Annotated in this window: 21 protein-coding genes; 13 read left to right on the forward strand and 8 right to left on the reverse strand. The window is 67.7% G+C overall.

Going from position 1 to position 25,005, the window contains the following annotated elements:
- Positions 1–39: 39 nt before the first annotated feature.
- A complete protein-coding gene (locus tag G6N16_RS06325) occupies positions 40–1,422 on the reverse strand; it encodes an ABC1 kinase family protein (protein ID WP_083031871.1) in 1,383 nt (460 codons plus the stop codon).
- 65 nt (positions 1,423–1,487) lie between these two features.
- Entirely contained in the window at positions 1,488–1,625 is a 138-nt protein-coding gene (locus G6N16_RS06330; RefSeq protein WP_163787798.1) for a hypothetical protein, read from the reverse strand.
- Positions 1,626–1,758: 133 nt separating this feature from the next.
- Here G6N16_RS06330 and G6N16_RS06335 point away from each other — a divergent pair, with 133 nt between their 5' ends.
- From G6N16_RS06335 to rplL, 5 genes are all read left to right on the forward strand, one after another.
- Positions 1,759–2,256 (forward strand): MarR family winged helix-turn-helix transcriptional regulator, encoded by a 498-nt coding sequence (locus tag G6N16_RS06335; RefSeq protein WP_083031872.1) that lies wholly within the window; start codon positions 1,759–1,761, stop codon positions 2,254–2,256.
- A gap of 5 nt (positions 2,257–2,261) precedes the next feature.
- Entirely contained in the window at positions 2,262–2,702 is a 441-nt protein-coding gene (locus tag G6N16_RS06340) for an MmpS family transport accessory protein (RefSeq protein ID WP_083031886.1), read from the forward strand.
- Entirely contained in the window at positions 2,699–5,602 is a 2,904-nt protein-coding gene (locus G6N16_RS06345) for an MMPL/RND family transporter (RefSeq protein ID WP_083031874.1), read from the forward strand. Before G6N16_RS06340 ends, G6N16_RS06345 begins: the two co-directional genes overlap by 4 nt.
- A 193-nt stretch (positions 5,603–5,795) precedes the next feature.
- Positions 5,796–6,407 carry a 50S ribosomal protein L10 gene (gene rplJ, locus G6N16_RS06350; protein ID WP_083031875.1) on the forward strand — a complete coding sequence of 204 codons (612 nt, stop codon included), beginning with the start codon at positions 5,796–5,798 and terminating at the stop codon, positions 6,405–6,407.
- A gap of 51 nt (positions 6,408–6,458) precedes the next feature.
- A complete protein-coding gene (rplL, locus tag G6N16_RS06355) occupies positions 6,459–6,848 on the forward strand; it encodes a 50S ribosomal protein L7/L12 (protein WP_083031877.1) in 390 nt (129 codons plus the stop codon).
- 64 nt (positions 6,849–6,912) lie between these two features.
- On the opposite strand, the gene G6N16_RS06360 is transcribed toward rplL, so the two are convergent.
- Positions 6,913–7,593, reverse strand: a complete 681-nt coding sequence (locus G6N16_RS06360) for a TetR/AcrR family transcriptional regulator (RefSeq protein ID WP_083031878.1) — start codon at positions 7,591–7,593, stop codon at positions 6,913–6,915.
- 32 nt (positions 7,594–7,625) lie between these two features.
- Positions 7,626–8,408 carry a phosphatidylglycerol lysyltransferase domain-containing protein gene (locus tag G6N16_RS06365; RefSeq protein ID WP_133052962.1) on the reverse strand — a complete coding sequence of 261 codons (783 nt, stop codon included), beginning with the start codon at positions 8,406–8,408 and terminating at the stop codon, positions 7,626–7,628.
- Positions 8,409–8,536: 128 nt separating this feature from the next.
- On the opposite strand from G6N16_RS06365, the gene G6N16_RS06370 reads away from it, so the two are divergent.
- The 4 genes from G6N16_RS06370 to G6N16_RS06385 all read left to right on the forward strand — a co-directional run bounded on the left by G6N16_RS06370 (position 8,537) and on the right by G6N16_RS06385 (position 19,084).
- Positions 8,537–10,036: a carotenoid oxygenase family protein gene (locus G6N16_RS06370; protein ID WP_083031881.1), complete on the forward strand. Its 1,500-nt coding sequence runs from the start codon at positions 8,537–8,539 to the stop codon at positions 10,034–10,036.
- 107 nt (positions 10,037–10,143) lie between these two features.
- Positions 10,144–11,223, forward strand: coding sequence for an ABC transporter ATP-binding protein (locus G6N16_RS06375; RefSeq protein ID WP_163787799.1), 1,080 nt, complete (start codon positions 10,144–10,146; stop codon positions 11,221–11,223).
- A gap of 343 nt (positions 11,224–11,566) precedes the next feature.
- Complete coding sequence (gene rpoB, locus G6N16_RS06380; protein WP_110810891.1) at positions 11,567–15,073, forward strand: DNA-directed RNA polymerase subunit beta; 3,507 nt, start codon at positions 11,567–11,569, stop codon at positions 15,071–15,073.
- A gap of 60 nt (positions 15,074–15,133) precedes the next feature.
- Positions 15,134–19,084 carry a DNA-directed RNA polymerase subunit beta' gene (locus tag G6N16_RS06385; protein ID WP_163787800.1) on the forward strand — a complete coding sequence of 1,317 codons (3,951 nt, stop codon included), beginning with the start codon at positions 15,134–15,136 and terminating at the stop codon, positions 19,082–19,084.
- A 100-nt stretch (positions 19,085–19,184) separates the two neighbouring features.
- Here the strand turns inward: G6N16_RS06385 and G6N16_RS06390 are convergent, their stop codons facing one another.
- The 3 genes from G6N16_RS06390 to G6N16_RS06400 form a co-directional block, all read right to left on the reverse strand.
- Positions 19,185–19,661 carry a CAP domain-containing protein gene (locus G6N16_RS06390; RefSeq protein WP_163787801.1) on the reverse strand — a complete coding sequence of 159 codons (477 nt, stop codon included), beginning with the start codon at positions 19,659–19,661 and terminating at the stop codon, positions 19,185–19,187.
- Positions 19,662–19,870: 209 nt separating this feature from the next.
- Entirely contained in the window at positions 19,871–20,419 is a 549-nt protein-coding gene (locus G6N16_RS06395) for an NAD-dependent epimerase/dehydratase family protein (RefSeq protein WP_083033812.1), read from the reverse strand.
- Between the two features lie 19 nt (positions 20,420–20,438).
- Positions 20,439–21,002, reverse strand: a complete 564-nt coding sequence (locus tag G6N16_RS06400; protein ID WP_083033814.1) for a CHAP domain-containing protein — start codon at positions 21,000–21,002, stop codon at positions 20,439–20,441.
- 95 nt (positions 21,003–21,097) lie between these two features.
- On the opposite strand from G6N16_RS06400, the gene G6N16_RS06405 reads away from it, so the two are divergent.
- The 4 genes from G6N16_RS06405 to G6N16_RS06420 are packed head-to-tail and all read left to right on the forward strand — an operon-like array spanning position 21,098 to position 24,639.
- Positions 21,098–22,729 carry an acyl-CoA dehydrogenase family protein gene (locus G6N16_RS06405; RefSeq protein WP_083033816.1) on the forward strand — a complete coding sequence of 544 codons (1,632 nt, stop codon included), beginning with the start codon at positions 21,098–21,100 and terminating at the stop codon, positions 22,727–22,729.
- Complete coding sequence (locus tag G6N16_RS06410) at positions 22,722–23,462, forward strand: PaaX family transcriptional regulator C-terminal domain-containing protein (RefSeq protein WP_234806043.1); 741 nt, start codon at positions 22,722–22,724, stop codon at positions 23,460–23,462. The genes G6N16_RS06405 and G6N16_RS06410 overlap by 8 nt, the downstream gene beginning before the upstream one ends.
- On the forward strand, positions 23,459–23,899 hold the full coding sequence (locus G6N16_RS06415; RefSeq protein ID WP_083033818.1) for a DUF2628 domain-containing protein: 441 nt from the start codon (positions 23,459–23,461) through the stop codon (positions 23,897–23,899). Before G6N16_RS06410 ends, G6N16_RS06415 begins: the two co-directional genes overlap by 4 nt.
- Positions 23,896–24,639, forward strand: coding sequence for a crotonase/enoyl-CoA hydratase family protein (locus G6N16_RS06420; RefSeq protein ID WP_083033820.1), 744 nt, complete (start codon positions 23,896–23,898; stop codon positions 24,637–24,639). Before G6N16_RS06415 ends, G6N16_RS06420 begins: the two co-directional genes overlap by 4 nt.
- Here the strand turns inward: G6N16_RS06420 and G6N16_RS06425 are convergent.
- Positions 24,636–25,001, reverse strand: coding sequence for a DUF3060 domain-containing protein (locus G6N16_RS06425; protein WP_083033822.1), 366 nt, complete (start codon positions 24,999–25,001; stop codon positions 24,636–24,638). The two genes, G6N16_RS06420 and G6N16_RS06425, sit on opposite strands and share 4 nt — an antisense overlap.
- Positions 25,002–25,005 lie beyond the last annotated feature (4 nt).

Genomic DNA, 25,005 nt, shown 5'->3' on the forward strand with positions numbered 1-25,005 from the left:
GGTCGCCGGAACGGGCGAAACCGGTGCGTGCCGGGGTGCTCACTGGGCCTCCTCCGCGGACGGTTCCGCATCGTCTCCGGGGTGTGCTTCCTGGTATTCCCGGCCGGCCTCCACCATGAAGTTGGCGAAATAGCCGGAGAACTGCGGGTCGTTCATCATCTGCCACTTCGGCGCCAGCAGCTTCATGTACCGCTCGACATAGAGGAACTGCTTGCCGATCAGCACCAGTTCCCGGGGCAGTTTGACGTCGTAGGCGTCGGCCAGCGTGGACAGCTGCTTGCCGATCTCCGCGTAGGACATGTCGCCGAGGGTCTTGAGCGTCAGCGGCTTGGCGAACGCCTCCAGATCCTTGGCGGCTTCGGCCTCGGGTTTGGTGCGGCCGACGGCGCCCAGCAGCACGACGATCTTGCCGGCGGCGGCGTGGTCCTTCTTCACCAGCAGTGCGTAGATCAGCTCGCGCAGCAGCCAGCGGGTCCGCGGGTCGATGCGGCCCATGATGCCGAAGTCCAGGAAGACGATCCGGCCCTGGTCGTCGACCAGCAGGTTCCCGGCGTGCAGGTCGCCGTGGAACAGCCCGTGCCGCAGGCCGCCCTCGAACGTCGAGAACAGCAGCGCCTTGACCAGGTCGGTGCCGTCGAATCCCTGCTTGCGGATCGCGGCGACGTCGTCGATGCGCACGCCCTGCACCCGCTCCATGGTCAGCACGCGCTCGGAGGTCAGATCCCAATGCACCTCGGGCACCTTGATATTCGCGCCGAGCGGGGAGTCCTTCAGGCCGGCCACCCAGGTCTCCATGGACCCTCCCTCGATGCGGAAGTCGAGTTCGGAGGCCAGGTTGTCGGCGAAGTCGGCGACGACGTCGCGCGCCGAGAGCCGGCGCCCCACCTTGGCCAGTTCGACGAGCTGGGCGAACCGCTGCAGGATCTGCAGATCGGCGGCCACCCGCTGGCGGATGCCCGGGCGCTGGATCTTGACGACGACCTCTTCGCCGGTGTGCAGCGTGGCGAAGTGCACCTGGGCGATGGAGGCCGACGCGAACGGCTTCTCCTCGAAGTGCGCGAACAGGTTCTGCGGTTCGTCACCGAGTTCCTCGGCGAACAGCCGGTGCACGGCCTCGGTGTCCGCGGGCGGTACCGCGTCGAGCAGGCTGCGGAACTCCCGCGACAGCGGCTCGCCGAAGGCTCCGGGGCTGGAGGCGATGATCTGCCCGAACTTCACGTAGGTCGGGCCGAGGTCGGCGAAGGTCTGCGGGATCTCCCGGACGACCTTGTCCGGCAGTGCGCCGCCGGCGGGCAGTTTGGTGACGACGCGGGCCAGGGTGCGCAGCAGTTGCCAACCCGTCATGCCGATCCGGATCGCCTCGACCGGCAGGGGCACCCGGTCCAGTTTGGCGACCTCCCGGTGATGTTTGGTCGTACTCATTGTTGTAGTGTGCCAAACCCGCCCGAGGCGGCTCCAATCCCGTGACCCGGGTCACGGTGCGTCGATCAGGAAGTCCGGGCGTCCCGGACCAGATAGCGCTGGGCGGATTCGTGCCAGCGCAGCCGCAGGAGCAGCAGGCCGCGGTGAGCCTGCCAGCCCAGCGTCAGAGGGTCCCGCCAGCCGGTGGATGGCTTGTCGGTCACGGTTGCTCCTTGCCTGCGGTGGCCGCTTCGCATTCCAGCGTGCCACGGTTCGGCGGTGTCGGCATCCGATGTGCAGCGGCCCCGGCGCCCCTCCGCGTTGCAGCTACATAACGACAATGATATAACTCCACTCATGCAATCGTCGGACGCCGCGGCTCGTCACGACGAGCTCGGGGAAGCCTTCGACCTCGGCGTCGACCTCAGCGTGCGGCACCTCAGTGACCGCACCAACCTCAGCGGCTCGGCCGCACTGCTGCTCAACCGCGTCTACCGCGAGGGCCCGACCCGGCTGACCACCCTGGCCACGCTGGAAGGTGTCAGTCAGCCGTCGATGACCCAGCTGATCCAGCGGATGGAACGCCAGGGTCTGTTGGAGCGTCATCGCGACCCCGACGACGGCCGGGCGGTGCTGATCGGCGTCACCGAGGAGGGCCAGGAGTTGTTCCGGGCCCGCAAGCGCCACCGCCGCGCTCGCCTGGACGAGCTGATGGCGGGCCTGCCCGCCGAGGATCGGGAAACGCTGCTGCGGTGCGCCCGCGACGTCGAGCCGATTCTGGGGCGGCTGATGGAGCGTGCCGAATCGGCGCGGCGGGACGAGTGCGAGGGACACCAGGCCGGAGGTGCGCGGTGAAACGACTGATCGGGGCCATCGGCGCCGGGGCCAAGAAGGCGTGGATCCCGCTGGTGCTGATCGTGGTGCTGTCCTTCGCCGGGCTGGTGGTCAACCGGCTGCACGGGCAGTTCGCCTCCGAGGACCTCAACGCCAACGCCGGCGCGGGCATCGAGATCGTGCAGTTCAACCCGAAGGTCGTGGTCTACGACGTGCTGGGGCCGCCGGGGACGACGGCACGGATCAGCTACTTCGACGACGTCGCGAACCTGCACAACGTGGAGCACGCCCCGCTGCCGTGGTCGGCCACCGTGACCACGACACTGCCGACGGTCAGCGCCAACATCATGGTGCAGGCCGACGGCGCCGGCGTCACCTGCCGAATCACCGTCGACGATGTGGTCAAGGACGAACGAACCTCTGACGGGGTCAACCCGCAGACCTACTGCCTGGTGAAGTCCGCATGAGCGCACCTGCCCCCGTTCTGGGCGGCGGCTCGAACGCCCCGCACCGAATCAAGCGCGGCAAGGCCGCCCACGCCATGCGCATCCTCGCGGTGCCCATCATCGGTTTCTGGATCGTCTTCACCGTCGTGGTCAACGTGATCGCGCCGCAGCTGGAGATCGTCGGCGAAGAGCACGCCGCGCCGATGGCACCCAAGGACGCGCCGTCGATGATCGCCATGAAGCGCATGGGCGGGAACTTCCAGGAGTTCGACTCCAACAGCACGGTCATGATCGTCATCGACAGTGACCAGGAGCTGGGCCCGCCGGCGCACGCGTACTACGACGAGATCATCGCCAAGCTGGAGAAGGACCCCGAGCACGTCCAGCACATCCAGAACTTCTGGGGCCAGCGGCTGACCGCCGCCGGAGCCCAGGGCGCCGACGCCAAGGGTGCCTACGTGATGCTCAACCTCGCCGGTGAGCAGGGCCTGACCCTGGCCAACGAGTCGGTGCAGGCGGTCCGCAAGGTCATCGCGGACACCCCGGCGCCCGACGGCGTGCACGCCTACGTGACCGGCCCGGCTGCGCTCAGCAACGACATGCACATCATCGGCAACGCCAGCCTGGCCAAGATCACCCTGATCACCCTGATCGCCATCGCGTTCATGCTGCTGGTGGTCTACCGGTCGATCATCACCACGATCGTCCAGCTGATCCTGACCTTCACCGGCCTGCTGGCCGCCCGCGGCGTGGTCTCCGTGCTGGCGATGCACGGTGCCTTCGAGCTGACCACCTTCGCCGGCAACATCCTGACGATGCTGGCCATTGCGGCCGCGACGGACTACGGCATCTTCCTGTTCGGGCGCTACCGCGAGGCCCGGCAGTCCGGGCTGGAGAAGGACGACGCCTACTACGTCACCTTCCACTCGGTCAGCCATGTCATCATCGGATCCGGGCTGACCATCGCCGGCGCCGTGTACTGCCTGTCCTTCGCCCGGCTGACCTGGTTCAAGACCATGGGCGAACCGGTCGCGATCGGCATGCTGGTGGTGATCGCCTCGGCCGTCACCATGGGTCCGGCCGCGCTGTTTTTGGGCAGCAAGATCGGTCTCTACGATCCGAAGACCGCCCGGCCCGGCCGGTTCTGGTACAAGGTCGGCACCGCCGTGGTGCGGTGGCCGGCGCCGATCTTCGTCGTCAGCCTGGCCATCGTGCTGATCGGCATGCTCGGGCTGCCCGGCTACCGGACCGACTACAACGACAAGCACTTCCTGCCGATGGACGCGCCGTCCAACCTCGGTTACCAGGCCGCGGCGCGGCATTTCACCGAGGCCCGGATGAACCCGGACATCCTGATGGTCGAATCTGACCACGACATGCGCAACACCGCGGACATCCTGGTGCTGGACAAGGTCGCCCGCAACCTGCTGGGCGTCGAGGGCATCGCGATGGTGCAGAGCATCTCCCGGCCGCTGGGTATCCCCATACAGCACAGCTCGATCCCGTTCCAGAACGCCGTCGGCAGCCAGGTGCAGAACCAGAGCCTGCCGTACCTCAAGGAGCGGATGGGCGACATCAAGAAGATGTCCGACCAGATGGGCGTGATGATCACGACCATGACGCAGATGTACTCCGTCATGCAGAAGCTCGTCGACAACACCCACGACATGAAGAAGACCACCGACGAGCTGGTCGACGTGGTCTCCGACCTGCGTGATCACATGGCCGACTTCGACGACTTCTTCCGGCCGCTGCGCAACTACCTGTACTGGGAGCCGCACTGCTACGACATCCCGATGTGCTGGTCGATCCGGTCGCTGTTCGACGGCCTGGATGGATTCGACCAGATGTCGGACAAGTTCGGGCAGATGTCGCAGAGCATCACCGAGATGGATCGGCTGATGCCGCAGATGCTGGCGCTGGTGCCGCCGATGATCGCCTCGATGAAGACCACGCAGGCGTTGACGCTGACCACCTACAGCACCTTCCAGGCGATGATCGACCAGCTCGGGGCGCTCAACGACACCGCCATCGTGATGGGCCAGACCTTCGACGACGCCAAGAACGGCGACCTGTTCTACCTGCCGCCGGAGGCCTTCGACAACCCGGACTTCCAGGTCGGCCTCAAGCAGTTCCTGTCGCCCGACGGCAAGTCGGCCCGCTTCTTCATCACCCACGAGGGCGACCCGGCCACCCCGGAGGGCATCGACCGGGTGGCAGGCGAGCGCAAGGCCGGACAGGACGCGCTGAAGATGTCGTCGCTGTCGGGTTCGCGGGTGTTCATCGGTGGCACCGCGGCGACCTACAAGGACATGCACGACGGCGCCAAGTACGACCTGATGATCTCGGTGGTGGCGTCGCTGACCCTGATCTTCATGATCATGCTGATCCTGGTGCGCAGCGCGGTGGCCGCCCTGGTCATCGTCGCGACGGCGGCCAGCTCGATCGCGGCGTCGTTCGGCCTGTCGGTGCTGATCTGGCAGGACCTGTTCGGCTTCCGGCTGCACTGGCTGGTGGCGGTGATGTCGGTGATCATCCTGCTGGCCGTCGGCTCGGACTACAACCTGCTGCTGGTGTCCCGGTTCAAGGAGGAGATCCACGCCGGGCTCAAGACCGGCATCATCCGGGCGATGGGCGGCACCGGCGGTGTGGTGACCTCGGCGGGCATGGTGTTCGCCGCGACCATGGCCGGCATGCTGATGAGCGATCTGACCGTGCTGGCGCAGATGGGTTCGACGATCGCCATCGGCCTGATCCTGGACACCTTCATCGTCCGGTCGCTGCTGATGCCGTCGATCGCGACCATGCTGGGCCGGTGGTTCTGGTGGCCGATGGTGGTGCACCCCCGCGGGGAGTACGGGACGCATCGCCGGCCGTCGGCGCCCGTTTTGGCGGATCAGGGGACCGAGCGCTATTGTTGACGACGATCCACCGAAGACCGTCGGTCACCGAGCAATCGGTTGAAGGTCCGGGAGTTTCCCGGCGGCCCACGCAGGAGGACGAGGCAGCAAATTCTGCACGCCCCGGCCGCATCCTGCGCCGGGGCGTTCGTCGTTCTTCGGGTGGAACACCCTGAATTTCACATTTCACATCTTCGGACAGAGGGAGGCATGCATGGCCAAGGCTGACAAGGCCGTCGCCGTTGCCGAGATCACCGAGCAGTTCAATTCCTCGACTGCCACGGTGATTACCGAATACCGCGGCCTGACGGTGGCCAACCTGGCCGAGCTGCGGCGTTCACTGGGCGCCGGGACCACCTACTCGGTGGCCAAGAACACCCTGGTCCGCCGGGCCGCGTCGGAGGCCGGTATCGAGGGTCTCGACGACCTCTTCAGCGGCCCGACGGCGATCGCGTTCATCAGCGGTGAGCCGGTCGACGCCGCCAAGGCGATCAAGAAGTTCGCCAAGGACCACAAGTCGCTGGTCATCAAGGGCGGCTACATGGACGGCGCGGCGCTGACCGTCGCGCAGGTCGAGGCGATTGCCGACCTGGAGAGCCGCGAGGTGCTGCTGGCCAAGCTGGCCGGTGCCATGAAGGCGAACCTGTCCAAGGCTGCGGCGCTGTTCAACGCCCCGGCCTCCCAGGTCGCACGACTGGCGGCCGCACTGGCCGACAAGCGTGCCGAGGAGGGCGAGACCGTTCCCGCCGCCCCGGCCGCCGAGGAAGCCCCCGCCGCCGAGGAAGCCCCCGCTTCCGAAGAGGCTCCGGCTGCCGACGCCGAATAACCCAAGCCAATCAACCGGCAAACTCATCAAACCCCTGGAAAGGATCCCAAAATGGCAAAGCTGACCACTGACGAACTGCTCGACGCGTTCAAGGAACTGACCCTGCTCGAGCTGAGCGAGTTCGTGAAGAAGTTCGAGGAGACCTTCGAGGTCACCGCCGCCGCTCCGGTCGCCGTCGCCGCGGCTCCGGCCGCCGGTGGCGCGGCCGCCGAGGCCGCCGAGGAGCAGTCCGAGTTCGACGTCATCCTCGAGGGTGCCGGCGACAAGAAGATCGGCGTGATCAAGGTCGTCCGCGAGATCGTCTCCGGCCTGGGCCTCAAGGAAGCCAAGGACCTGGTCGACGGCGCCCCCAAGCCGCTGCTGGAGAAGGTCACCAAGGAGGCCGCCGAGGACGCCAAGGCCAAGCTGGAAGCCGCCGGCGCTTCGGTCACCGTCAAGTAATTCTCGACGTCGAAACTCCCCGTCGATCCGTACCGGATCGGCGGGGAGTTTTGCCGTTCGGGGGCTACCAGCCCACGGTGGCCGCCAGCGAGGCGGACAGTGCCTCGGGCCGGTCTCCCAGGCCGATCAGATGGTGCACGGTGACGGTTCCCAGCACCGGCGGCGCGGCGGTGCCGTCGCCGCCGAAGTAGCCGGCCAGTTCCAGCATCACGAACCCGTGGATCATCGTCCAGAACTGGGCCGCGATGGTCAGCACGGACGCGTCGTCGTCGGGGCTGCCCGCGGTGATCCGGCCCGCCGTCATCGATCGGCGCACCAGTCGCACCAGGTGGCCCAGGCTCGGGTGCACGTCCCACGCCGGCCGGCCGGTCTGGATGTCGAAGGCGGGCGCGGTGATGCCGTGCGCGCTGGTGCTGCCGAACATCAGCCGGTAGAGGTGGGGGCGTTCGGTGGCGAAACGGCGGTACGCGGCACCGCAGGAGAGCAGGTCGGCGACCGGATCCTCGGTTTCCGGCAGGCTCAATGCCGCGTCGAACTCCGCCAGCCCGTAGTCGGCTACCGCGGCGATCAGTTCCCGCATGCCGCCGAAGTGGGTGTAGACGGCCATCGTCGAAGTGTGCGCGGCGGCGGTCACCTTGCGCGTCTGCAGGGCATCGGGACCGTCGGCGTCGAGCAGCGCGACGGCGGCCCGCAATACCTTGTCGCGGGTCTGGTCGCGGCCGGAAATGGGCTCGGCGGTCTTCATCGTCACCGTTCTCTCGCGTTGCAGGGCGCCGTCTAGGTCCAGCGGTTCGAGTGGCCCAACACGGCCTGGCCGGCCGGAGTCTGTTCCACCAGCGCGATGTTGGACTGGCCGGATTGGTTCAGCACCCACTTCAGTCGGTCCAGGTCGAACCGTTCCGCGGGGACCCGTACCCGGACGGGATATCCGGTCAGCACTTCGCCGGTGCGCGTCGGCATCGCCTCCACTACGGCCCCGGGCGCCGGCGCGACGGCGATTTCGACGGTGTCGGTGCTGCGGGCGATGACGACCTGTGCCACGTCCTGCCACTTTTGCATGAAGTGTTTGTTGCGCCGGAAAGTCAGACCCACGGCATTGCCGTAGAACAGGGTGATCCGGTGGAAATAGAAAACGCACACGGCGATTCCGCCCCAGACGGCCGACGCGACAATCCCCACGCCGGCGCGTCTGCCGGCATCAGGTGCGAGCGCTTGGACGACTGAGGTCAGCGCCCATAGCAGCAGGAGCGCGACCCCGGCGGCCACGACGATGACGGGGAGCCAGCCCACCGCGGCGAAGCGCCGGTTGATGCGGTAGCCGGCCTGGCGGGCGAGGCTCCAGGTCCACCACAGGCAGGCCGTGACGAGTCCGTACAGGATGACCACGGCGGAAATTGCGATCGGGTGGGGACCTTCCAGGCTGATGTAGAGGATGGGGATGAGACCGAAGATGCCCGCCATGTATGCGATCCCCTTGGGAACCTGCTGCTTGGCCTTCTGTGCGTTCAGGTTTGCGTACGCCTGCTCCCGGGTCACTGCCTGCAAAGAAATCTTTTCCACGATCGTCCTTCGGCTCCTTGGGCAGGCCAACGTACCAAGATGGCACCCATTGCCAACTTTCCGCGGCGCGGGTACCGTGCATAACGTCGTCATAACAACGTTATACCTGCGATGGCAAAGGTGATCCCATGGCGCTCGATGTCAGCACTCCCACACTCGACAACCCCTACCTGAGCGGGGTGATGGCGCCGGTGCGCACCGAGGTCACCGCGGTCGACCTGACGGTGACCGGGAGCATCCCCGAACACCTCGACGGGCGTTACCTGCGCAACGGCCCCAATCCGGCCGCCGAGGTGGACCCCGCGCGCTACCACTGGTTCGCCGGCGACGCCATGGTGCACGGCCTGTCCCTGCGCGACGGCAAGGCGCTCTGGTATCGCAACCGCTGGGTGCGCACCGCCGCGGTGTCCGACACCCTCGGCGAACCGCGCATCCGCGACCTGGACCCGCGTGCCGGGATGCTGTCGATCGGCCCCAACACCAATGCCATCGAGCACGCCGGCCAGACGCTGGCGCTGGTCGAGGGCGGCGGCGCCAACTACCGGCTGACCGAGGAACTCGACACCCTGGGCACCTGCGACTTCGGCGGGACGCTCTACGGCGGCTACACCGCGCATCCGCACCGGGACCCGGTCACCGGCGACCTGCACGCGGTGTCCTACTCGTTCGCCCGCGGCCACTCGGTCCAGTACTCGGTGATCGGGACCGACGGCCGGGCGAGGCGAACCGTCGACATACCGGTGCACGGGTTCCCGATGATGCACGACTTCAGCCTCACCGAGCGCTACGTGGTGGTTTATGACCTGCCGGTGGTGTTCGATCCGTCGGCGGTGGTGCCCGACGGCGTTCCGCGGCCGCTGCGGTCGGCCGTCGGCAAGCTCATCGGCGGTCTCACCCGCCGGGGCTCGGTGCCCGGCCCGATCGCCGCCCGCATTGCCGCCGACACCACCCCGATCACCTCGCTGCCCTTCGCCTGGGACGCGAGCTATCCGGCCCGGGTCGGGGTGATGCCGCGCGACGGCGGTGCCGACGACGTGCGGTGGTTCGACATCGACCCCTGCTACGTCTTCCATCCGCTCAACGCCTACAGCGAAGACCGCGACGGCCGGGAGATCCTGGTGATCGACCTGGTGCGCTACGACCGGATGTTCGACCGGGACCGCCGCGGCCCCAGCGAGGGTGCCCCGCGGCTGGAGCGCTGGGAGATCGACCTGGGCACCGGCGCGGTGCGCACCGAGCTGCGCGACGACCGCGGCCAGGAGTTCCCGCGGATCAACGAGACGCTCACCGGCACCCGGCACCGCTACGGCTACACCGTCGGGATCGACGGCTTCGACACCGGCGACATCGCCGGATCCCGGGTGTACAAGCACGACTACGACAGCGGCGCGGTCTCGATCGCCCCCACCGATCCAGACCTGGTGCTGGGCGAGGTGTGCTTCGTGCCGAACCCCGGGGCCGCCGCCGAGGACGACGGCGTGCTGATGGGACTGGGCCAGCACCGGGGCCGTGACGAGGGGCAGCTGGTGATCCTCGACGCCCCGACGCTGGAAACCGTCGCCACCGTGACGCTGCCGCAACGGGTGCCGATGGGTTTTCACGGCAATTGGTGTCCTCGATCACAGTGACCTGCGGACGGTAATCCCGACTACTCCCATGGCGGTGATCCCGGTGCGCTACAGTGACTCAAACCACAGGTTGTGCGGGCCGTTGCCGCAGTTCGGAAGGAATAAGCGTGGGCATTGGTATCGAGGTCGAGCACCTCTCCAAGTCGTTCGGGTCCGCCAAGATTTGGGAGGACGTCACCCTGTCGATCCCGGCGGGTGAGGTCAGCGTCATGCTCGGCCCGTCCGGTACCGGTAAGTCGGTGTTCCTCAAGTCGCTGATCGGTCTGCTGCGCCCCGAGAAGGGCAAGATCATCGTCGACGGCACCGACATCATCGAGTGCTCGGCCAAGGAGCTCTACGAGATCCGCACGCTGTTCGGCGTCATGTTCCAGGACGGCGCGCTGTTCGGCTCGATGAACATCTACGACAACACGGCCTTCCCGCTGCGCGAGCACACCAAGAAGTCCGAGAGCGAAATCCGCAAGATCGTCATGGAGAAGCTCGAGATCGTCGGTATGCCCAACGACGGTCACAAGATGCCCGGCGAGATCTCCGGCGGTATGCGCAAGCGCGCCGGCCTGGCCCGCGCCCTGGTTCTCGACCCGAAGATCCTGCTCGTCGACGAGCCCGACTCCGGTCTGGACCCGGTCCGTACCGCGTACCTGTCGCAGCTGCTGATCGACATCAACGCCCAGATCGACTGCACCATCCTCATCGTTACCCACAACATCAACATCGTGCGTACGGTGCCCGACGACATCGGCATGCTCTACCGCAAGCAGCTGGTCATGTTCGGTCCCCGCGAGGTGCTGCTGACCAGCGAGGAGCCGGTCGTCAAGCAGTTCCTCAACGGTCGCCGCATCGGCCCCATCGGCATGTCCGAGGAGAAGGACGAGGCCACCGCGGCGGCCGAGGCGGCCGCCATGGAGCTCGGCCAAGGCGACGGCGGTGTCGAGGAGGTCTCCGGCGTGCCGCCGCAGCTGACGGTCACCCCGGGCATGCCGCTCCGCAAGGCCATCGGCCGCCGCCAGGCCCGGGTGCGCGAGATCCTGCACACCCTGCCCCCGGCCGCCCAGGAGGCGATCCTGGCCGACATGGCCGCCACCGGTGCCGACATGAGTGCCATCGATTACCCGGCGGACACCGTGTCGGTTCCCAGCGGCGCCGCCGACGAACCCACCGCCGTCATTCCCGTCCAGGGGAACTGACGACGCGCGTGGCCCCTTGACGGATAGTCGTCGAGGGGCCACTCTGTTTTTCAGCATGTTGATACGGAGCGATCGGGCCGCCAGCCAGCGCCACGCTTGCACCGTCATACAGAGGTCCCGAGGCCCTGGCCTGGGCGGTTGAGGAATGCGCCACACTGCGCTATCGTTGGACGTTGCGCTGGCTGCCTCCTGCCCACTATTTGCATTGACACCGTAGGTCTCGCCTGAGCTCTTCGCTCAGTGATCGCGTTGTGTGCCGTGTGTCAGGGTCGTCATCCAGCCACAAACCGACGCAGATACGCGGCGATCAGGCCCGGTGGCAGACCGGCAACCCGTGAGTCGCATGAGGTGCTGGAAGGAATGCATCTTGGCAGTCTCTCGCCAGAGCAAGTCAGTGACCACCAACAACTCCGTGCCAGGAGCGCCCAACCGCATTTCCTTCGCCAAGCTCCGCGAACCGCTTGAGGTTCCGGGGCTTCTCGACGTTCAGACCGAGTCCTTCGAATGGCTGATCGGTTCGGACCGGTGGCGCGCAGGCGCCGCGGCCCGCGGCGACATCGCCAACCCCAAGGGCGGCCTGGAAGAGGTACTCGACGAGCTGTCGCCGATCGAGGACTTCTCCGGCTCCATGTCGCTGAGCTTCTCCGACCCGCGCTTCGACGAGGTGAAGGCCTCCGTCGAGGAGTGCAAGGACAAGGACATGACGTACGCGGCACCGCTGTTCGTCACGGCCGAGTTCATCAACAACAACACCGGTGAGATCAAGAGCCAGACGGTCTTCATGGGTGACTTCCCGATGATGACCGAGAAGGGCACCTTCATCATCAACGGCACCGAGCGTGTCGTGGTCAGCCAGCTGGTCCGTTCGCCGGGTGTGTACTTCGACGCCTCCATCGACAAGTCCACCGAGAAGACGCTGCACAGCGTCAAGGTGATCCCGGGCCGCGGCGCCTGGCTGGAGTTCGACGTCGACAAGCGCGACTACGTCGGTGTCCGCATCGACCGCAAGCGCCGCCAGCCGGTCACCGTGCTGCTCAAGGCGCTGGGCTGGACCAGCGAGCAGATCCGGGAGCGCTTCGGCTTCTCCGAGATCATGATGGGCACCCTGGAGAAGGACCCGACCGCCGGGACCGACGAGGCGCTGCTGGACATCTACCGCAAGCTGCGCCCGGGCGAGCCGCCGACCAAGGAGTCCGCGCAGACCCTGCTGGAGAACCTGTTCTTCAAGGAGAAGCGCTACGACCTGGCCCGGGTGGGCCGCTACAAGGTCAACAAGAAGCTGGGCCTCAACGCCGGCCAGCCGATCACCAGCTCGACGCTGACCGAAGAGGACATCGTCGCCACCATCGAGTACCTGGTCCGCCTGCACGAGGGCCAGACCGAGATGACGGCCCCCGGTGGCGTCGAGGTGCCCGTCGAGGTCGACGACATCGACCACTTCGGCAACCGCCGGCTGCGCACCGTGGGTGAGCTGATCCAGAACCAGATCCGCGTCGGCCTGTCCCGCATGGAGCGCGTCGTCCGCGAGCGGATGACCACCCAGGACGTCGAGGCGATCACCCCGCAGACCCTGATCAACATCCGTCCCGTGGTGGCGGCGATCAAGGAGTTCTTCGGGACCAGCCAGCTGTCCCAGTTCATGGACCAGAACAACCCGCTGTCGGGCCTGACCCACAAGCGCCGCCTGTCGGCGCTGGGCCCCGGCGGTCTGTCCCGGGAGCGCGCGGGCCTGGAGGTCCGCGACGTGCACCCGTCTCACTACGGCCGCATGTGCCCGATCGAGACCCCGGAAGGTCCGAACATCGGCCTGATCGGCTCGCTGTCGGTGTACGCGCGGGTCAACCCGTTCGGCTTCATCGAGACGCCCTACCGCAAGGTCGTCGACGGTGTGGTCACCGACCAGATCGACTACCTCACCGCCGACGAGGAGGACCGCCACGTCGTGGCGCAGGCCAACTCGCCGCTGGATCCCGAGGGCCACTTCACCGAGTCCCGGGTTCTGGTCCGCCGCAAGGGTGGCGAGGTCGAGTACGTGTCCTCGACCGAGGTCGACTACATGGACGTCTCGCCGCGCCAGATGGTGTCGGTGGCCACGGCCATGATCCCGTTCCTGGAGCACGACGACGCCAACCGCGCCCTGATGGGTGCCAACATGCAGCGTCAGGCGGTGCCGCTGGTCCGCAGTGAGGCGCCGCTGGTCGGCACCGGCATGGAGCTGCGCGCGGCCATCGACGCCGGAGACGTCGTCGTCACCGAGAAGGCCGGCGTCATCGAAGAGGTGTCCGCCGACTACATCACGGTGATGGCCGACGACGGCACCCGGCAGACCTACCGGATGCGCAAGTTCGCCCGCTCCAACCACGGCACCTGCGCCAACCAGCGTCCGATCGTCGACGCCGGCCAGCGGGTGGAGGCCGGTCAGGTGCTGGCCGACGGGCCGTGCACCGAGAACGGCGAGATGGCGCTCGGCAAGAACCTGCTGGTCGCCGTCATGCCGTGGGAGGGCCACAACTACGAGGACGCCATCATCCTCTCGCAGCGCCTGGTGGAGGAGGACGTCCTGACGTCCATCCACATCGAGGAGCACGAGATCGACGCCCGCGACACCAAGCTGGGTGCCGAGGAGATCACCCGGGACATCCCGAACGTCTCCGATGAGGTGCTCGCCGACCTCGACGAGCGCGGCATCGTCCGCATCGGCGCCGAGGTCCGCGACGGCGACGTGCTGGTCGGTAAGGTCACCCCGAAGGGCGAGACCGAGCTGACCCCGGAGGAGCGCCTGCTGCGCGCCATCTTCGGCGAGAAGGCTCGCGAGGTCCGCGACACCTCCCTGAAGGTGCCGCACGGCGAGTCCGGCAAGGTCATCGGCATCCGGGTGTTCTCCCGCGAGGACGACGACGAGCTGCCCGCCGGCGTCAACGAGCTGGTCCGCGTCTACGTTGCGCAGAAGCGCAAGATCTCCGACGGTGACAAGCTCGCCGGCCGGCACGGCAACAAGGGCGTCATCGGCAAGATCCTGGCGCAAGAGGACATGCCCTTCCTGCCTGACGGCACCCCGGTCGACATCATCCTGAACACCCACGGTGTGCCGCGACGGATGAACATCGGCCAGATCCTGGAGACCCACCTCGGGTGGATGGCCAAGGCCGGCTGGAATGTCGAGGGCTCCCCGGAGTGGGCGGCCAATCTGCCCGAGGACCTGCTGCACGCTCCGTCGGACAGCATCGTGGCCACCCCGGTGTTCGACGGTGCCCGCGAGGAGGAACTGCAGGGTCTGCTGTCCTCCACGCTGCCCAACCGCGACGGTGAGGTCATGGTCGACGGCGACGGCAAGGCGCGGCTGTTCGACGGCCGTTCCGGCGAGCCGTTCCCGTACCCGGTGACGGTCGGCTACATGTACATCCTCAAGCTGCACCACCTGGTCGACGACAAGATCCACGCCCGTTCGACCGGCCCGTACTCGATGATCACCCAGCAGCCGCTGGGCGGTAAGGCGCAGTTCGGTGGCCAGCGGTTCGGTGAGATGGAGTGCTGGGCCATGCAGGCCTACGGCGCGGCGTACACGCTGCAGGAACTCTTGACCATCAAGTCCGACGACACCGTCGGCCGCGTGAAGGTCTACGAGGCCATCGTCAAGGGCGAGAACATCCCCGAACCGGGCATTCCGGAGTCGTTCAAGGTGTTGCTCAAGGAACTGCAGTCGCTGTGCCTCAACGTCGAGGTGCTCTCCAGCGACGGTGCCGCGATCGAAATGCGCGACGGCGACGACGAGGACCTGGAGCGCGCAGCGGCCAACCTCGGCATCAACCTGTCGCGCAACGAGTCGGCATCCGTCGAGGATCTCGCCTAGACCCTCGCCCAACAGACCAACTGACCATCAGCAACACCCGCAAAGGGGAAAGGGAGTTACGTGCTCGACGTCAACTTCTTCGATGAACTTCGCATTGGCCTGGCCACCGCGGACGACATCCGTAACTGGTCCTACGGCGAGGTCAAGAAGCCGGAGACCATCAACTACCGCACGCTCAAGCCGGAAAAGGACGGCCTGTTCTGCGAGAAGATCTTCGGACCGACTCGCGACTGGGAGTGCTACTGCGGCAAGTACAAGCGCGTCCGGTTCAAGGGCATCATCTGTGAGCGCTGCGGCGTCGAGGTGACCCGCGCCAAGGTGCGCCGCGAGCGGATGGGCCACATCGAACTGGCCGCACCGGTCACGCACATCTGGTACTTCAAGGGCGTGCCGAGCCGGCTCGGCTACCTGCTGGACCTGGCCCCGAAGGATCTGGAAAAGATCATCTACTTCGCGGCCTACGTCATCACCTCGGTCGACGAGGAGATGCGGCACAACGAGCTGTCCACCCTCGAGGCCGAGATGGTCGTCGAGAAGAAGGCCGTCGAGGATCAGCGCGACGCGGACCTGGAGGCCCGGGCGCAGAAGCTCGAAGCCGACATGAAGGAGCTCGAGGACGAGGGCGCCAAGAGCGACGTCAAGCGCAAGGTCCGCGACGGCGGCGAGCGCGAGATGCGCCAGTTGCGCGACCGGGCCCAGCGCGAGCTGGACCGGCTCGACGAGATCTGGACGACCTTCACCAAGCTGGCTCCCAAGCAGCTGATTGTCGACGAGAACCTCTACCGCGAGCTGCAGGACCGCTACGGCGAGTACTTCGAAGGTGCCATGGGCGCGGAGTCGATCAAGAAGCTCATCGAGACCTTCGACATCGACGCCGAGGCCGAGTTGCTGCGCGACATCATCAAGAACGGCAAGGGCCAGAAGAAGCTGCGTGCGCTCAAGCGGCTCAAGGTCGTCGCCGCGTTCCAGCAGTCCGGCAACTCGCCGCTGGGCATGGTGCTCGACGCCGTCCCGGTGATTCCGCCGGAGCTGCGCCCGATGGTCCAGCTCGACGGTGGCCGGTTCGCCACCTCCGACCTCAACGACCTGTACCGCCGCGTCATCAACCGCAACAACCGCCTCAAGCGACTGATCGACCTCGGCGCCCCCGAGATCATCGTCAACAACGAGAAGCGGATGCTGCAGGAGTCCGTCGACGCGCTGTTCGACAACGGCCGTCGCGGACGCCCGGTCACCGGACCGGGCAACCGGCCGCTCAAGTCGCTGTCGGATCTGCTCAAGGGCAAGCAGGGCCGGTTCCGCCAGAACCTGCTCGGCAAGCGCGTCGACTACTCGGGCCGTTCGGTCATCGTGGTCGGCCCGCAGCTGCGCCTGCATCAGTGCGGTCTGCCCAAGCTGATGGCACTGGAGCTGTTCAAGCCGTTCGTGATGAAGCGTCTGGTGGATCTCAACCACGCGCAGAACATCAAGAGCGCCAAGCGGATGGTGGAGCGCCAGCGCCCGCAGGTGTGGGACGTGCTGGAAGAGGTCATCGCCGAGCACCCGGTGCTGCTCAACCGCGCACCCACCCTGCACCGCCTCGGTATCCAGGCCTTCGAGCCGCAGCTGGTCGAGGGCAAGGCCATCCAGCTGCACCCGCTGGTCTGTGAGGCGTTCAACGCCGACTTCGACGGTGACCAGATGGCGGTGCACCTGCCGCTGAGCGCGGAGGCGCAGGCCGAGGCCCGCATCCTGATGCTGTCGTCGAACAACATCCTGTCGCCGTCGGACGGCCGCCCGCTGGCCATGCCGCGACTGGACATGGTGACCGGCCTGTACTACCTGACCACCGAGGTTCCCGGCGACACCGGCAGCTACGCGCCGGCCACCGCCGACGCCCCGGAGACCGGTGTGTACAGCAGCCCGGCCGAGGCCATCATGGCGATGGACCGCGGCGCGCTGAGCGTGCGGGCACCCATCAAGGTGCGGCTGTCCGCGCAGCGCCCGCCGGCCGATGTCGAGACCGAGCTGTTCGGCGAAAACGGCTGGCGTCCGGGTGACGCGTGGACCATCCAGACCACGCTGGGCCGGGTGCTGTTCAACGAGCTGCTGCCCGACGGGTACCCGTTCGCCAACGCGCAGATGCACAAAAAGGTGCAGGTCTCGATCATCAACGATCTGGCCGAGCGCTACCCGATGATCGTGGTCGCGCAGACCGTCGACAAGCTCAAGGACGCGGGCTTCTACTGGGCCACCCGTTCCGGCGTGACGGTCTCCATGGCCGACGTGCTGGTGCCGCCGCAGAAGAAGGAGATCCTCGACCACTACGAGGGCGAGGCCGACTCCATCGAGAAGAAGTACCAGCGTGGTGCCCTGAACCATCAGGAGCGCAACGAGGCTCTGGTGAAGATCTGGCAGGACGCCACCGAGAAGGTGGGTAAGGCCCTGGAGGATTACTACCCGGAGGACAACCCGATCACCCTGCTGCCGAAGTCCGGTGCGACCGGCAACATGACCCAGGTACGCAACCTGGCCGGCATGAAGGGTCTGGTCACCAACCCCAAGGGTGAGTACATCCCGCGGCCGATCAAGTCCTCGTTCCGCGAGGGTCTGACGGTGTTGGAGTACTTCATCAACACCCACGGTGCCCGTAAGGGTCTGGCCGACACCGCGCTGCGTACCGCGGACTCGGGTTACCTGACCCGTCGTCTGGTGGACGTGTCCCAGGACGTCATCGTCCGCGAGCACGACTGCGGCACCGAGCGCGGCATCACCGTCCCGATCGCCGAGAAGCAGGCCGACGGCACGCTGATCCGGGATCCGCACGTGGAGACCAGTGCGTTCGCCCGCACCCTGGCCGCCGATGCGCTGGACGCCGACGGCAACGTCGTCGTCGAGCGGGGTCACGACCTGGGTGACCCGGCGATCGACGCCCTGCTGGCCGCCGGCATCACCTCGGTCAAGGTCCGCTCGGTGCTGACCTGCACCACCGGCACCGGCGTCTGCGCCACCTGCTACGGCCGGTCGATGGCCACCGGGCAGCTGGTCGACATCGGCGAGGCGGTCGGCATCGTCGCCGCCCAGTCGATCGGTGAGCCGGGTACCCAGCTGACCATGCGTACGTTCCACCAGGGTGGCGTCGGTGGCGACATCACCGGTGGTCTGCCGCGCGTGCAGGAGCTGTTCGAGGCTCGCGTTCCGCGGGCCCGGGCCCCGATCGCCGACGTCACCGGCCGGGTGCAGCTGGAGGAGTCCGACAAGTTCTACAAGATCACCATCGTCCCCGACGACGGCGGCGAGGAAGTCGTCTACGACAAGCTGCCCCGTCGTCAGCGGCTGAAGGTGTTCAAGCACGAGGACGGCTCCGAGCGGCCGCTGGCCAACGGCGACCACATCGAGGTCGGCCAGCAGCTCATGGAGGGTTCGGCCGATCCGCACGAGGTGCTGCGTGTCATGGGCCCGCGTGAGGTGCAGGTCCACCTGGTCGACGAGGTCCAGGACGTGTACCGGGCTCAGGGTGTGTCGATCCACGACAAGCACATCGAAGTGATCATCCGGCAGATGCTGCGCCGGGTGACCATCATCGATTCCGGTTCCACCGAGTTCCTGCCGGGTTCGCTCACCGAGCGCGGCGAGTTCGAGGCGGAGAACCGCCGGGTGGTCGCCGAGGGCGGCGAGCCCGCGGCCGGGCGTCCGGTGCTGATGGGTATCACCAAGGCCTCGCTGGCCACCGACTCGTGGTTGTCGGCGGCGTCGTTCCAGGAGACCACCCGCGTGCTGACCGATGCGGCGATCAACTGCCGCAGCGACAAGCTCAACGGTCTGAAGGAGAACGTGATCATCGGCAAGCTGATCCCGGCCGGCACGGGCATCGCCCGGTACCGCAACATTGCGGTGCAGCCGACCGAGGAGGCCCGGGCCGCTGCGTACACGATCCCGTCGTACGAGGATCAGTACTACAGCCCGGACTTCGGCCAGGCCACCGGTGCCGCGGTTCCGCTGGACGACTACGGATACAGCGACTACCGCTAAACCCGCCAGATCCGGCACAAAGCGAGCGCTCGCGAGGCATACCCTCGCGAGCGCTCGCTTTGATGAAACGCGGTGCTACGGCGTGATCACCCGTCGCCGGCTACTGGCCGGGTGGAAGGTTCAGGGGTTTGGCGAAGACGCCCACCGCGAAAGTGGTCGGGTACTGGTCGCCCTGAAGTGTGGCCTCCGCGGTCGCCATGCCGATCTCGGTGTATCTGCAGTCGAGCATCGTCTTTTTGTGGCCGGGGCTGTTCAACCATCCGTTGATCAGGTCCGGTCGTGTCGGGAAGTCGGTGTTCAGTCCGAACCCACCCATGATCTCGCCCGCCAGGCCGGCCTTGTAGCCGGTGTCCCGAACGCGGCTGGCAATGGTCGAACTATCCGAACCGGCGTGGTCAGTGGTTTTGAGGCTGGCGTAGTCGTCGGCGTGCCGTTGCGCGGCCGTCAACAGTTGGGGATTCGGGGTGACCGGGCCGCACCCGTTCTTCGCGCGTTGCTCGTTGACCAGATCGACGAGCGTTTGGTCCGGGTCGGCGAGTGCCGTGGCGGGCGCGCCGAAGAGCAGCCCTGCGGTCAATGCGACAGTGACCGCGCCACGACCGAGTGTCGCTCCGTGAAGACCCGTGGCTTTCATGGTGTATTCCTTCTATATGGGCGAATTGCCTTTTCGGTGACGAAAAGATCGCCGCGCACGTACGGAATCGGAAGGTTTTCGCACTATAGCTTTCTATAGCTGTTTTGGTTCCGATTCTGAAAGTTCGCAGTTGGAATGCTCGGCCCGTCGAGTCAGTCGACGATCTCCAGAATGCTTCCGGCCGGGGCGTCGAGCGCATCGACGGTGCGCCGGGCGGCGTCGTCGATCTGCACGCGCGGGGCCGGCGGGAGTTCGTCGGGGTACCAGGTGTCGGGACCGTAGAAGTAGCCGTAGCGCAGGATCACCCCGCCGGCGTCGAGCACCAGCCGTTCGTGCTCGGCGGTGGCCGCCGGGAACGCGGTCGACTGGGCGATGACCTTCGCGGGTCCGGCCGCGGCGATTAGATTGCGGGTGCCGACGGTGCGGATGCGTTCATTGGCGCCCAGCGAGTCCTCCAGCCGCTCGACGCGGTCGGGCAGGTCGGTGAGCTGGTGCAGCACCAGGTCGGGGCAGAAGTCGAGGATCGCGTCGCGCACCCCGTCAGCGTCGTAGACATCGCAGGTCACCGGCTCGGCACCGAGGTGCGCGACGGCCTGGTGATCGGAGCGGGTCATCCCGGCGACGACGTGCCCGTCGGCGAGCAGCAGCGGAACGACGCGCCGTCCGATCACGCCGGTCGCGCCGGCCACAAAGATTCGCACGCGATTTCCTTTCTGTCGGTCACTCCAGTCGGCCGAATCCCCGGATACCCGGATCGTCGGCGATCCGAAACGTCGACAGTCCGATGCCGCGGCCCTCGCCGCCGCCGATGGTGGTCAGGGTGCCGTCGTCGTCGACGAGCACCAGGTTGACGTGCTGGCCCTTGGGGCTCGGCTCGTCGTAGATCACCATGTCACCCGGTTGCGGCCGGTAGTCGGGGCCCTCCCACCGGTTCTCGGCGCGCAGATAGGCGGTCAGCGTCAGCACGCCGGGGATCCGCCAGTTGCCGGAGTTCGGGTTGGCGAACGGGTACCCGGCCTCGCGCATCACCCAGCTGGTGAAGTCCGCGCACCAGGGCTCGTCGTTGCCGTCGGAGTAGCGCCACATGCCCGGCTGGTCCGCGTACTGCTGGTCCAGCACGCCGATCACCGCCGCCCGGGCGGGGCTCAGCGCGGTGGTGTCGACGACCGGGAACGGCGGTTGGGCGGTGTGTTCGCGGTAGGCGCGGTAGCCGAGCATCCCGCCAACCCCGAGTACGGCGAACACCGTCACCAGCAGGAAGGTGCGGCGCAGGATTTTCTGCATACCGTCCAGGCTACGGATGCGCTCGGGGGTACAGGGACGACGATTCGCCCATTACAAGTATTGATCGTCCGTCGTGATTCTGTAACATTGGAGGCATGCCGGATACCCACGTCGTGTTCAACCAGGCCCCGCCGCTTCTCGACTACAACCCCGCGACCTCGCCGGTGCTGATGGAAGCACTGGAACGCGAGGGCGGCGTCTGGGGCGCCGACGAGGTCTTCGCCCTCGGCGCGCTCTCGGGTACCGAGCAGGCGCAGCGCTGGGGTGAGCTCGCCGATCGCAACGCCCCGATCCTGCACACCCACGACCGCTACGGGCACCGCATCGACGAGATCGAATACGACCCCGCCTATCACGAGCTCATGCGCACCGCGATCGCCCACGGACTGCACGCCGCGCCCTGGGCCGACGACCGCCCCGGTGCCCATGTGGTGCGCGCGGCGAAGAACGGGGTGTGGACACCGGAGCCCGGTCACCTGTGCCCGATCTCGATGACCTACGCCGTCGTCCCCGCGCTGCGCTACAACCCCGAGCTCGCCGAGATCTACGAACCGCTGCTGACCTCACGGGTCTACGACCCGGTGTTGCGGGTGCCGGCGACCAAATCCGGGATCACCGCGGGGATGTCGATGACCGAGAAGCAGGGCGGCTCCGACGTGCGCGCGGGCACCACCGCGGCGGTCCCGAACGCCGACGGCAGCTACACGCTCACCGGCCACAAGTGGTTCACTTCGGCGGCGATGGGCGACGTCTTCCTGGTGCTGGCCCAGGCGCCCAGCGGGCTGAGCTGCTTCTTCCTGCCCCGGATTCTGCCCGACGGCACCCGCAACCGGATGATGATCGCCCGGCTCAAGGACAAGCTCGGCAACCACGCCAACGCCTCCAGCGAGATCGAGTACGACGGCGCCACCGCCTGGTTGGTGGGGGAGGAGGGCCGCGGGGTGGCGACCATCATCGAGATGGTCAACCTGACCCGGCTGGACTGTGCGCTGGGCAGCGCGACGTCGATGCGCACCGGCCTGGCCCGCGCCATGCACCACACCCAGTACCGCAAGGCGTTCGGCGCCTATCTCATCGACGCGCCGCTGATGCGCAACGTGCTGGCCGACATGGCCATCGAGGCCGAGGCGGCCACTATGCTGGCCATGCGGATGGCCGGCGCCACCGACGCCGCCGTGCGCGGGGACGTCCGGGAGACCATGTTCCGCAGGATCGGGTTGGCCGCGGCCAAGTACTGGATCTGCAAGCAGGCCACTGCGCACGCCGCCGAGGCGATGGAGTGTTTCGGCGGCAACGGCTACGCCGAGGAATCCGGTATGCCGCGGCTGTACCGGGAGGCGCCGCTGATGGGCATCTGGGAGGGTTCGGGCAACGTCAGCGCGCTGGACACCCTGCGCGCCATGGCCACCCGGCCGGACTGCGTCGAGGTGCTGTTCGACGAGCTGTCCGGGCCCGCCGGACAGGACCCGCGGCTGGCCGCCCATGTCGTTGCGCTGCGCGCACAGCTCGCCGACCCGGCGACCCTGGAATACCGGGCGCGGCGCATCGCCGAGGACATCGCGCTGGGGATGCAGGGCGCGCTGCTGGTCGCCCACGGGCACCCGGCGGTGACCGAGGCGTTCCTGGCCACCCGGCTCGCCGGTGACCGCGGTGGCGCCTACGGCACCCTGCCCGCCGGCCTGGACCTCGCGCCCATCCTGGAGCGCGCCATGGTCAAGGGTGGCTGAAATCGCGGCGGTCGCCCAGGCGTCGCGGCTCAGCGCGCGGTCGGTGGTGCTGTCGGTGCTCCTCGGCGCCCACCCCGCGTCGGCCACGGCGGCCGAACTGATCCGGCTCACCGCCGATTTCGACATCAAGGACACCGCGCTGCGGGTGGCGCTGACCCGGATGGTAGCCGCCGGGGATCTGGTCCGCTCGGCCGACGGCTACCGGCTCGCCGACCGGCTGCTGGAGCGCCAACGTCGCCAGGACGCCGCGCTGGCTCCCCGATTGCGGGACTGGGACGGCCGGTGGCTGACCCTGATCGTCACCCGGACCGGCGCCGACGCCCGCAGCCGCGCCGAGCTGCGCAGACTGCTGGCAGACAACCGATTCGGCGAACTGCGCGAGGGCGTGTGGCTGCGACCGGACAACATCGACGCCGACCTGGACGCCGAGATCGCCCCGTGGGTGCGCGTGCTCTCGGCCCACGACGCCGACCCGGTAGGGCTGGCGGCCGCGCTGTGGGATCTGCCCGCCTGGCGCGATACCGGTGGGGAACTGCTGGCGGCCATGGCGCAGGCCGCCGACGTGCCGGCCCGGTTCGCCGTCGCCGCGGCCATCGTGCGGCACCTGCGCACCGACCCGGTGCTGCCTGCGGACCTGCTGCCCGACGGCTGGCCCGGTGGTGGCCTGCGCGCCGCCTACCGGGACTTTGCCGGCGACTTCGCCGCCGGCGCCCGTATAGCCTTCATGCCATGACGAACCCGCCCATCTATAGCGCCGAGCTCCCGGAAATCTGGCAGCGCCGCTTCGCGTTCTTCGACGCCTACGGTCAGCCGAACTCCTCGCCGGAGGCGCGTGCGGCGTTCCGGGCGTTGCCCTTCGGCACCAGGATGCGGCTCAATTCCAACTTCCTGGCGTTCCTGTTCGGGCCGATCTATTTCTTCGTCAAGGGGATGTGGCGCAAGGGCCTGTCCCTGCTGGCGATCGGGCTCGCCATCGGTGTCCTGCTCTCGGGCGTCGAGACCTCCAACGGGATCGTGCGCGCCCTGAGTCTGGTGGACCCGCTGATCGCCATGCTCACCGCCAACTACGCCTACTATCTGCACGTCGTACACCACAGCGTGTCCTGGAATCCCTTCGAGGGCATGGGCCGGCGGAAGACCGACGCGCCCCGCTTCGACCCGAGCGCATGACCGGCGTCCGCGTCGAGCGCAACGGGCCGGTGACGACGGTCGTCATGAACCGGCCGGGTGCCCGCAACGCCGTCGACCGGCCGACCGCCGAGGAGCTGCACGCCGCGTTCGCCGAGTTCGACGCCGACGACGACGCCGCGGTCGCGGTGCTCTGGGGCGACGGAGGCACCTTCTGCGCTGGTGCCGACCTCAAGGCGTTCGGTACCCCCGAGATGAATCGCACCGAGCCGCACGGGCCCGGTCCGATGGGCCCCACCCGGATGCAGCTGTCCAAACCGGTGATCGCCGCGGTCAGCGGCTACGCCGTGGCCGGAGGGCTGGAGCTGGCGCTGTGGTGCGACCTGCGCATCGCCGAGGAAGACGCCACCTTCGGGGTGTTCTGCCGGCGCTGGGGAGTGCCGCTGATCGACGGCGGCACGGTCCGGTTGCCCCGGCTGATCGGGCACGGCCGGGCGATGGACCTGATCCTGACCGGCCGAGCCGTGGGTGCGGCCGAAGCCCTCGACATCGGCCTGGTCAACCGGGTGGTCCCGCCGGGGCAGGCCCGCGCCGCCGCCGAGGAAATGGCCGCCGAACTGGCCGCCCTGCCGCAGCGGTGCCTGCGCGCCGACCGAGATGCGGCGCTGGCCGCATGGGGGCTCAGCGAGGCCGACGCGCTGGCCGCCGAGTTCACCAGTCTGGCCAGGGTCGCCGACGAACCGCTGACCGGCGCGCGACGGTTCACCGAGCGCGCGGTTTAGCCCCGCCGAACGGTGTTGCCCGCGGCCGCATCGACCTGCGGGTTCCCGTCGTCGTAGCGGATCGTGTTGTTGATCCCGGTCGCGTGGATGCGCCCGCTGATCGCCGCCGCGTTCACCCGGTTGTCGTTGCCCGGCACGTCGACGTTCGCGCACCGGCCGGTGACCGTCAAGGTGTTGTTGGAGCCGGTCACCGTCAGCGACCTGCCCTCGGCGCAGTCGACGGTCATCGTGGTTCCCACGCCCGCATAGGAGATGGCGTCGCCGGGCGCCCCGTGCCCGTCAGAGGTGCCGCCGTCCGACCCGCAGCCGGTCACCGACAGTCCGAGGGCTACCGCCAGCAGGAGGTGCGCGACGGGTCGCACGTCA

This window comes from Mycolicibacterium insubricum, assembly GCF_010731615.1.
Classification (GTDB): domain Bacteria; phylum Actinomycetota; class Actinomycetes; order Mycobacteriales; family Mycobacteriaceae; genus Mycobacterium; species Mycobacterium insubricum.

Bases quoted from the DNA above. Each gene is read 5' to 3' on its own strand.
- G6N16_RS06325 (WP_083031871.1), bottom strand. From the start codon at position 1,422: ATGAGTACGACCAAACATCACCGGGAGGTCGCCAAACTGGACCGGGTG.
- G6N16_RS06335 (WP_083031872.1), top strand. From the start codon at position 1,759: ATGCAATCGTCGGACGCCGCGGCTCGTCACGACGAGCTCGGGGAAGCC.
- G6N16_RS06345 (WP_083031874.1), top strand. From the start codon at position 2,699: ATGAGCGCACCTGCCCCCGTTCTGGGCGGCGGCTCGAACGCCCCGCAC.
- rplJ (WP_083031875.1), top strand. From the start codon at position 5,796: ATGGCCAAGGCTGACAAGGCCGTCGCCGTTGCCGAGATCACCGAGCAG.
- rplL (WP_083031877.1), top strand. From the start codon at position 6,459: ATGGCAAAGCTGACCACTGACGAACTGCTCGACGCGTTCAAGGAACTG.
- G6N16_RS06360 (WP_083031878.1), bottom strand. From the start codon at position 7,593: ATGAAGACCGCCGAGCCCATTTCCGGCCGCGACCAGACCCGCGACAAG.
- G6N16_RS06370 (WP_083031881.1), top strand. From the start codon at position 8,537: ATGGCGCTCGATGTCAGCACTCCCACACTCGACAACCCCTACCTGAGC.
- rpoB (WP_110810891.1), top strand. From the start codon at position 11,567: ATGAGGTGCTGGAAGGAATGCATCTTGGCAGTCTCTCGCCAGAGCAAG.
- G6N16_RS06400 (WP_083033814.1), bottom strand. From the start codon at position 21,002: ATGCAGAAAATCCTGCGCCGCACCTTCCTGCTGGTGACGGTGTTCGCC.
- G6N16_RS06405 (WP_083033816.1), top strand. From the start codon at position 21,098: ATGCCGGATACCCACGTCGTGTTCAACCAGGCCCCGCCGCTTCTCGAC.
- G6N16_RS06415 (WP_083033818.1), top strand. From the start codon at position 23,459: ATGACGAACCCGCCCATCTATAGCGCCGAGCTCCCGGAAATCTGGCAG.
- G6N16_RS06420 (WP_083033820.1), top strand. From the start codon at position 23,896: ATGACCGGCGTCCGCGTCGAGCGCAACGGGCCGGTGACGACGGTCGTC.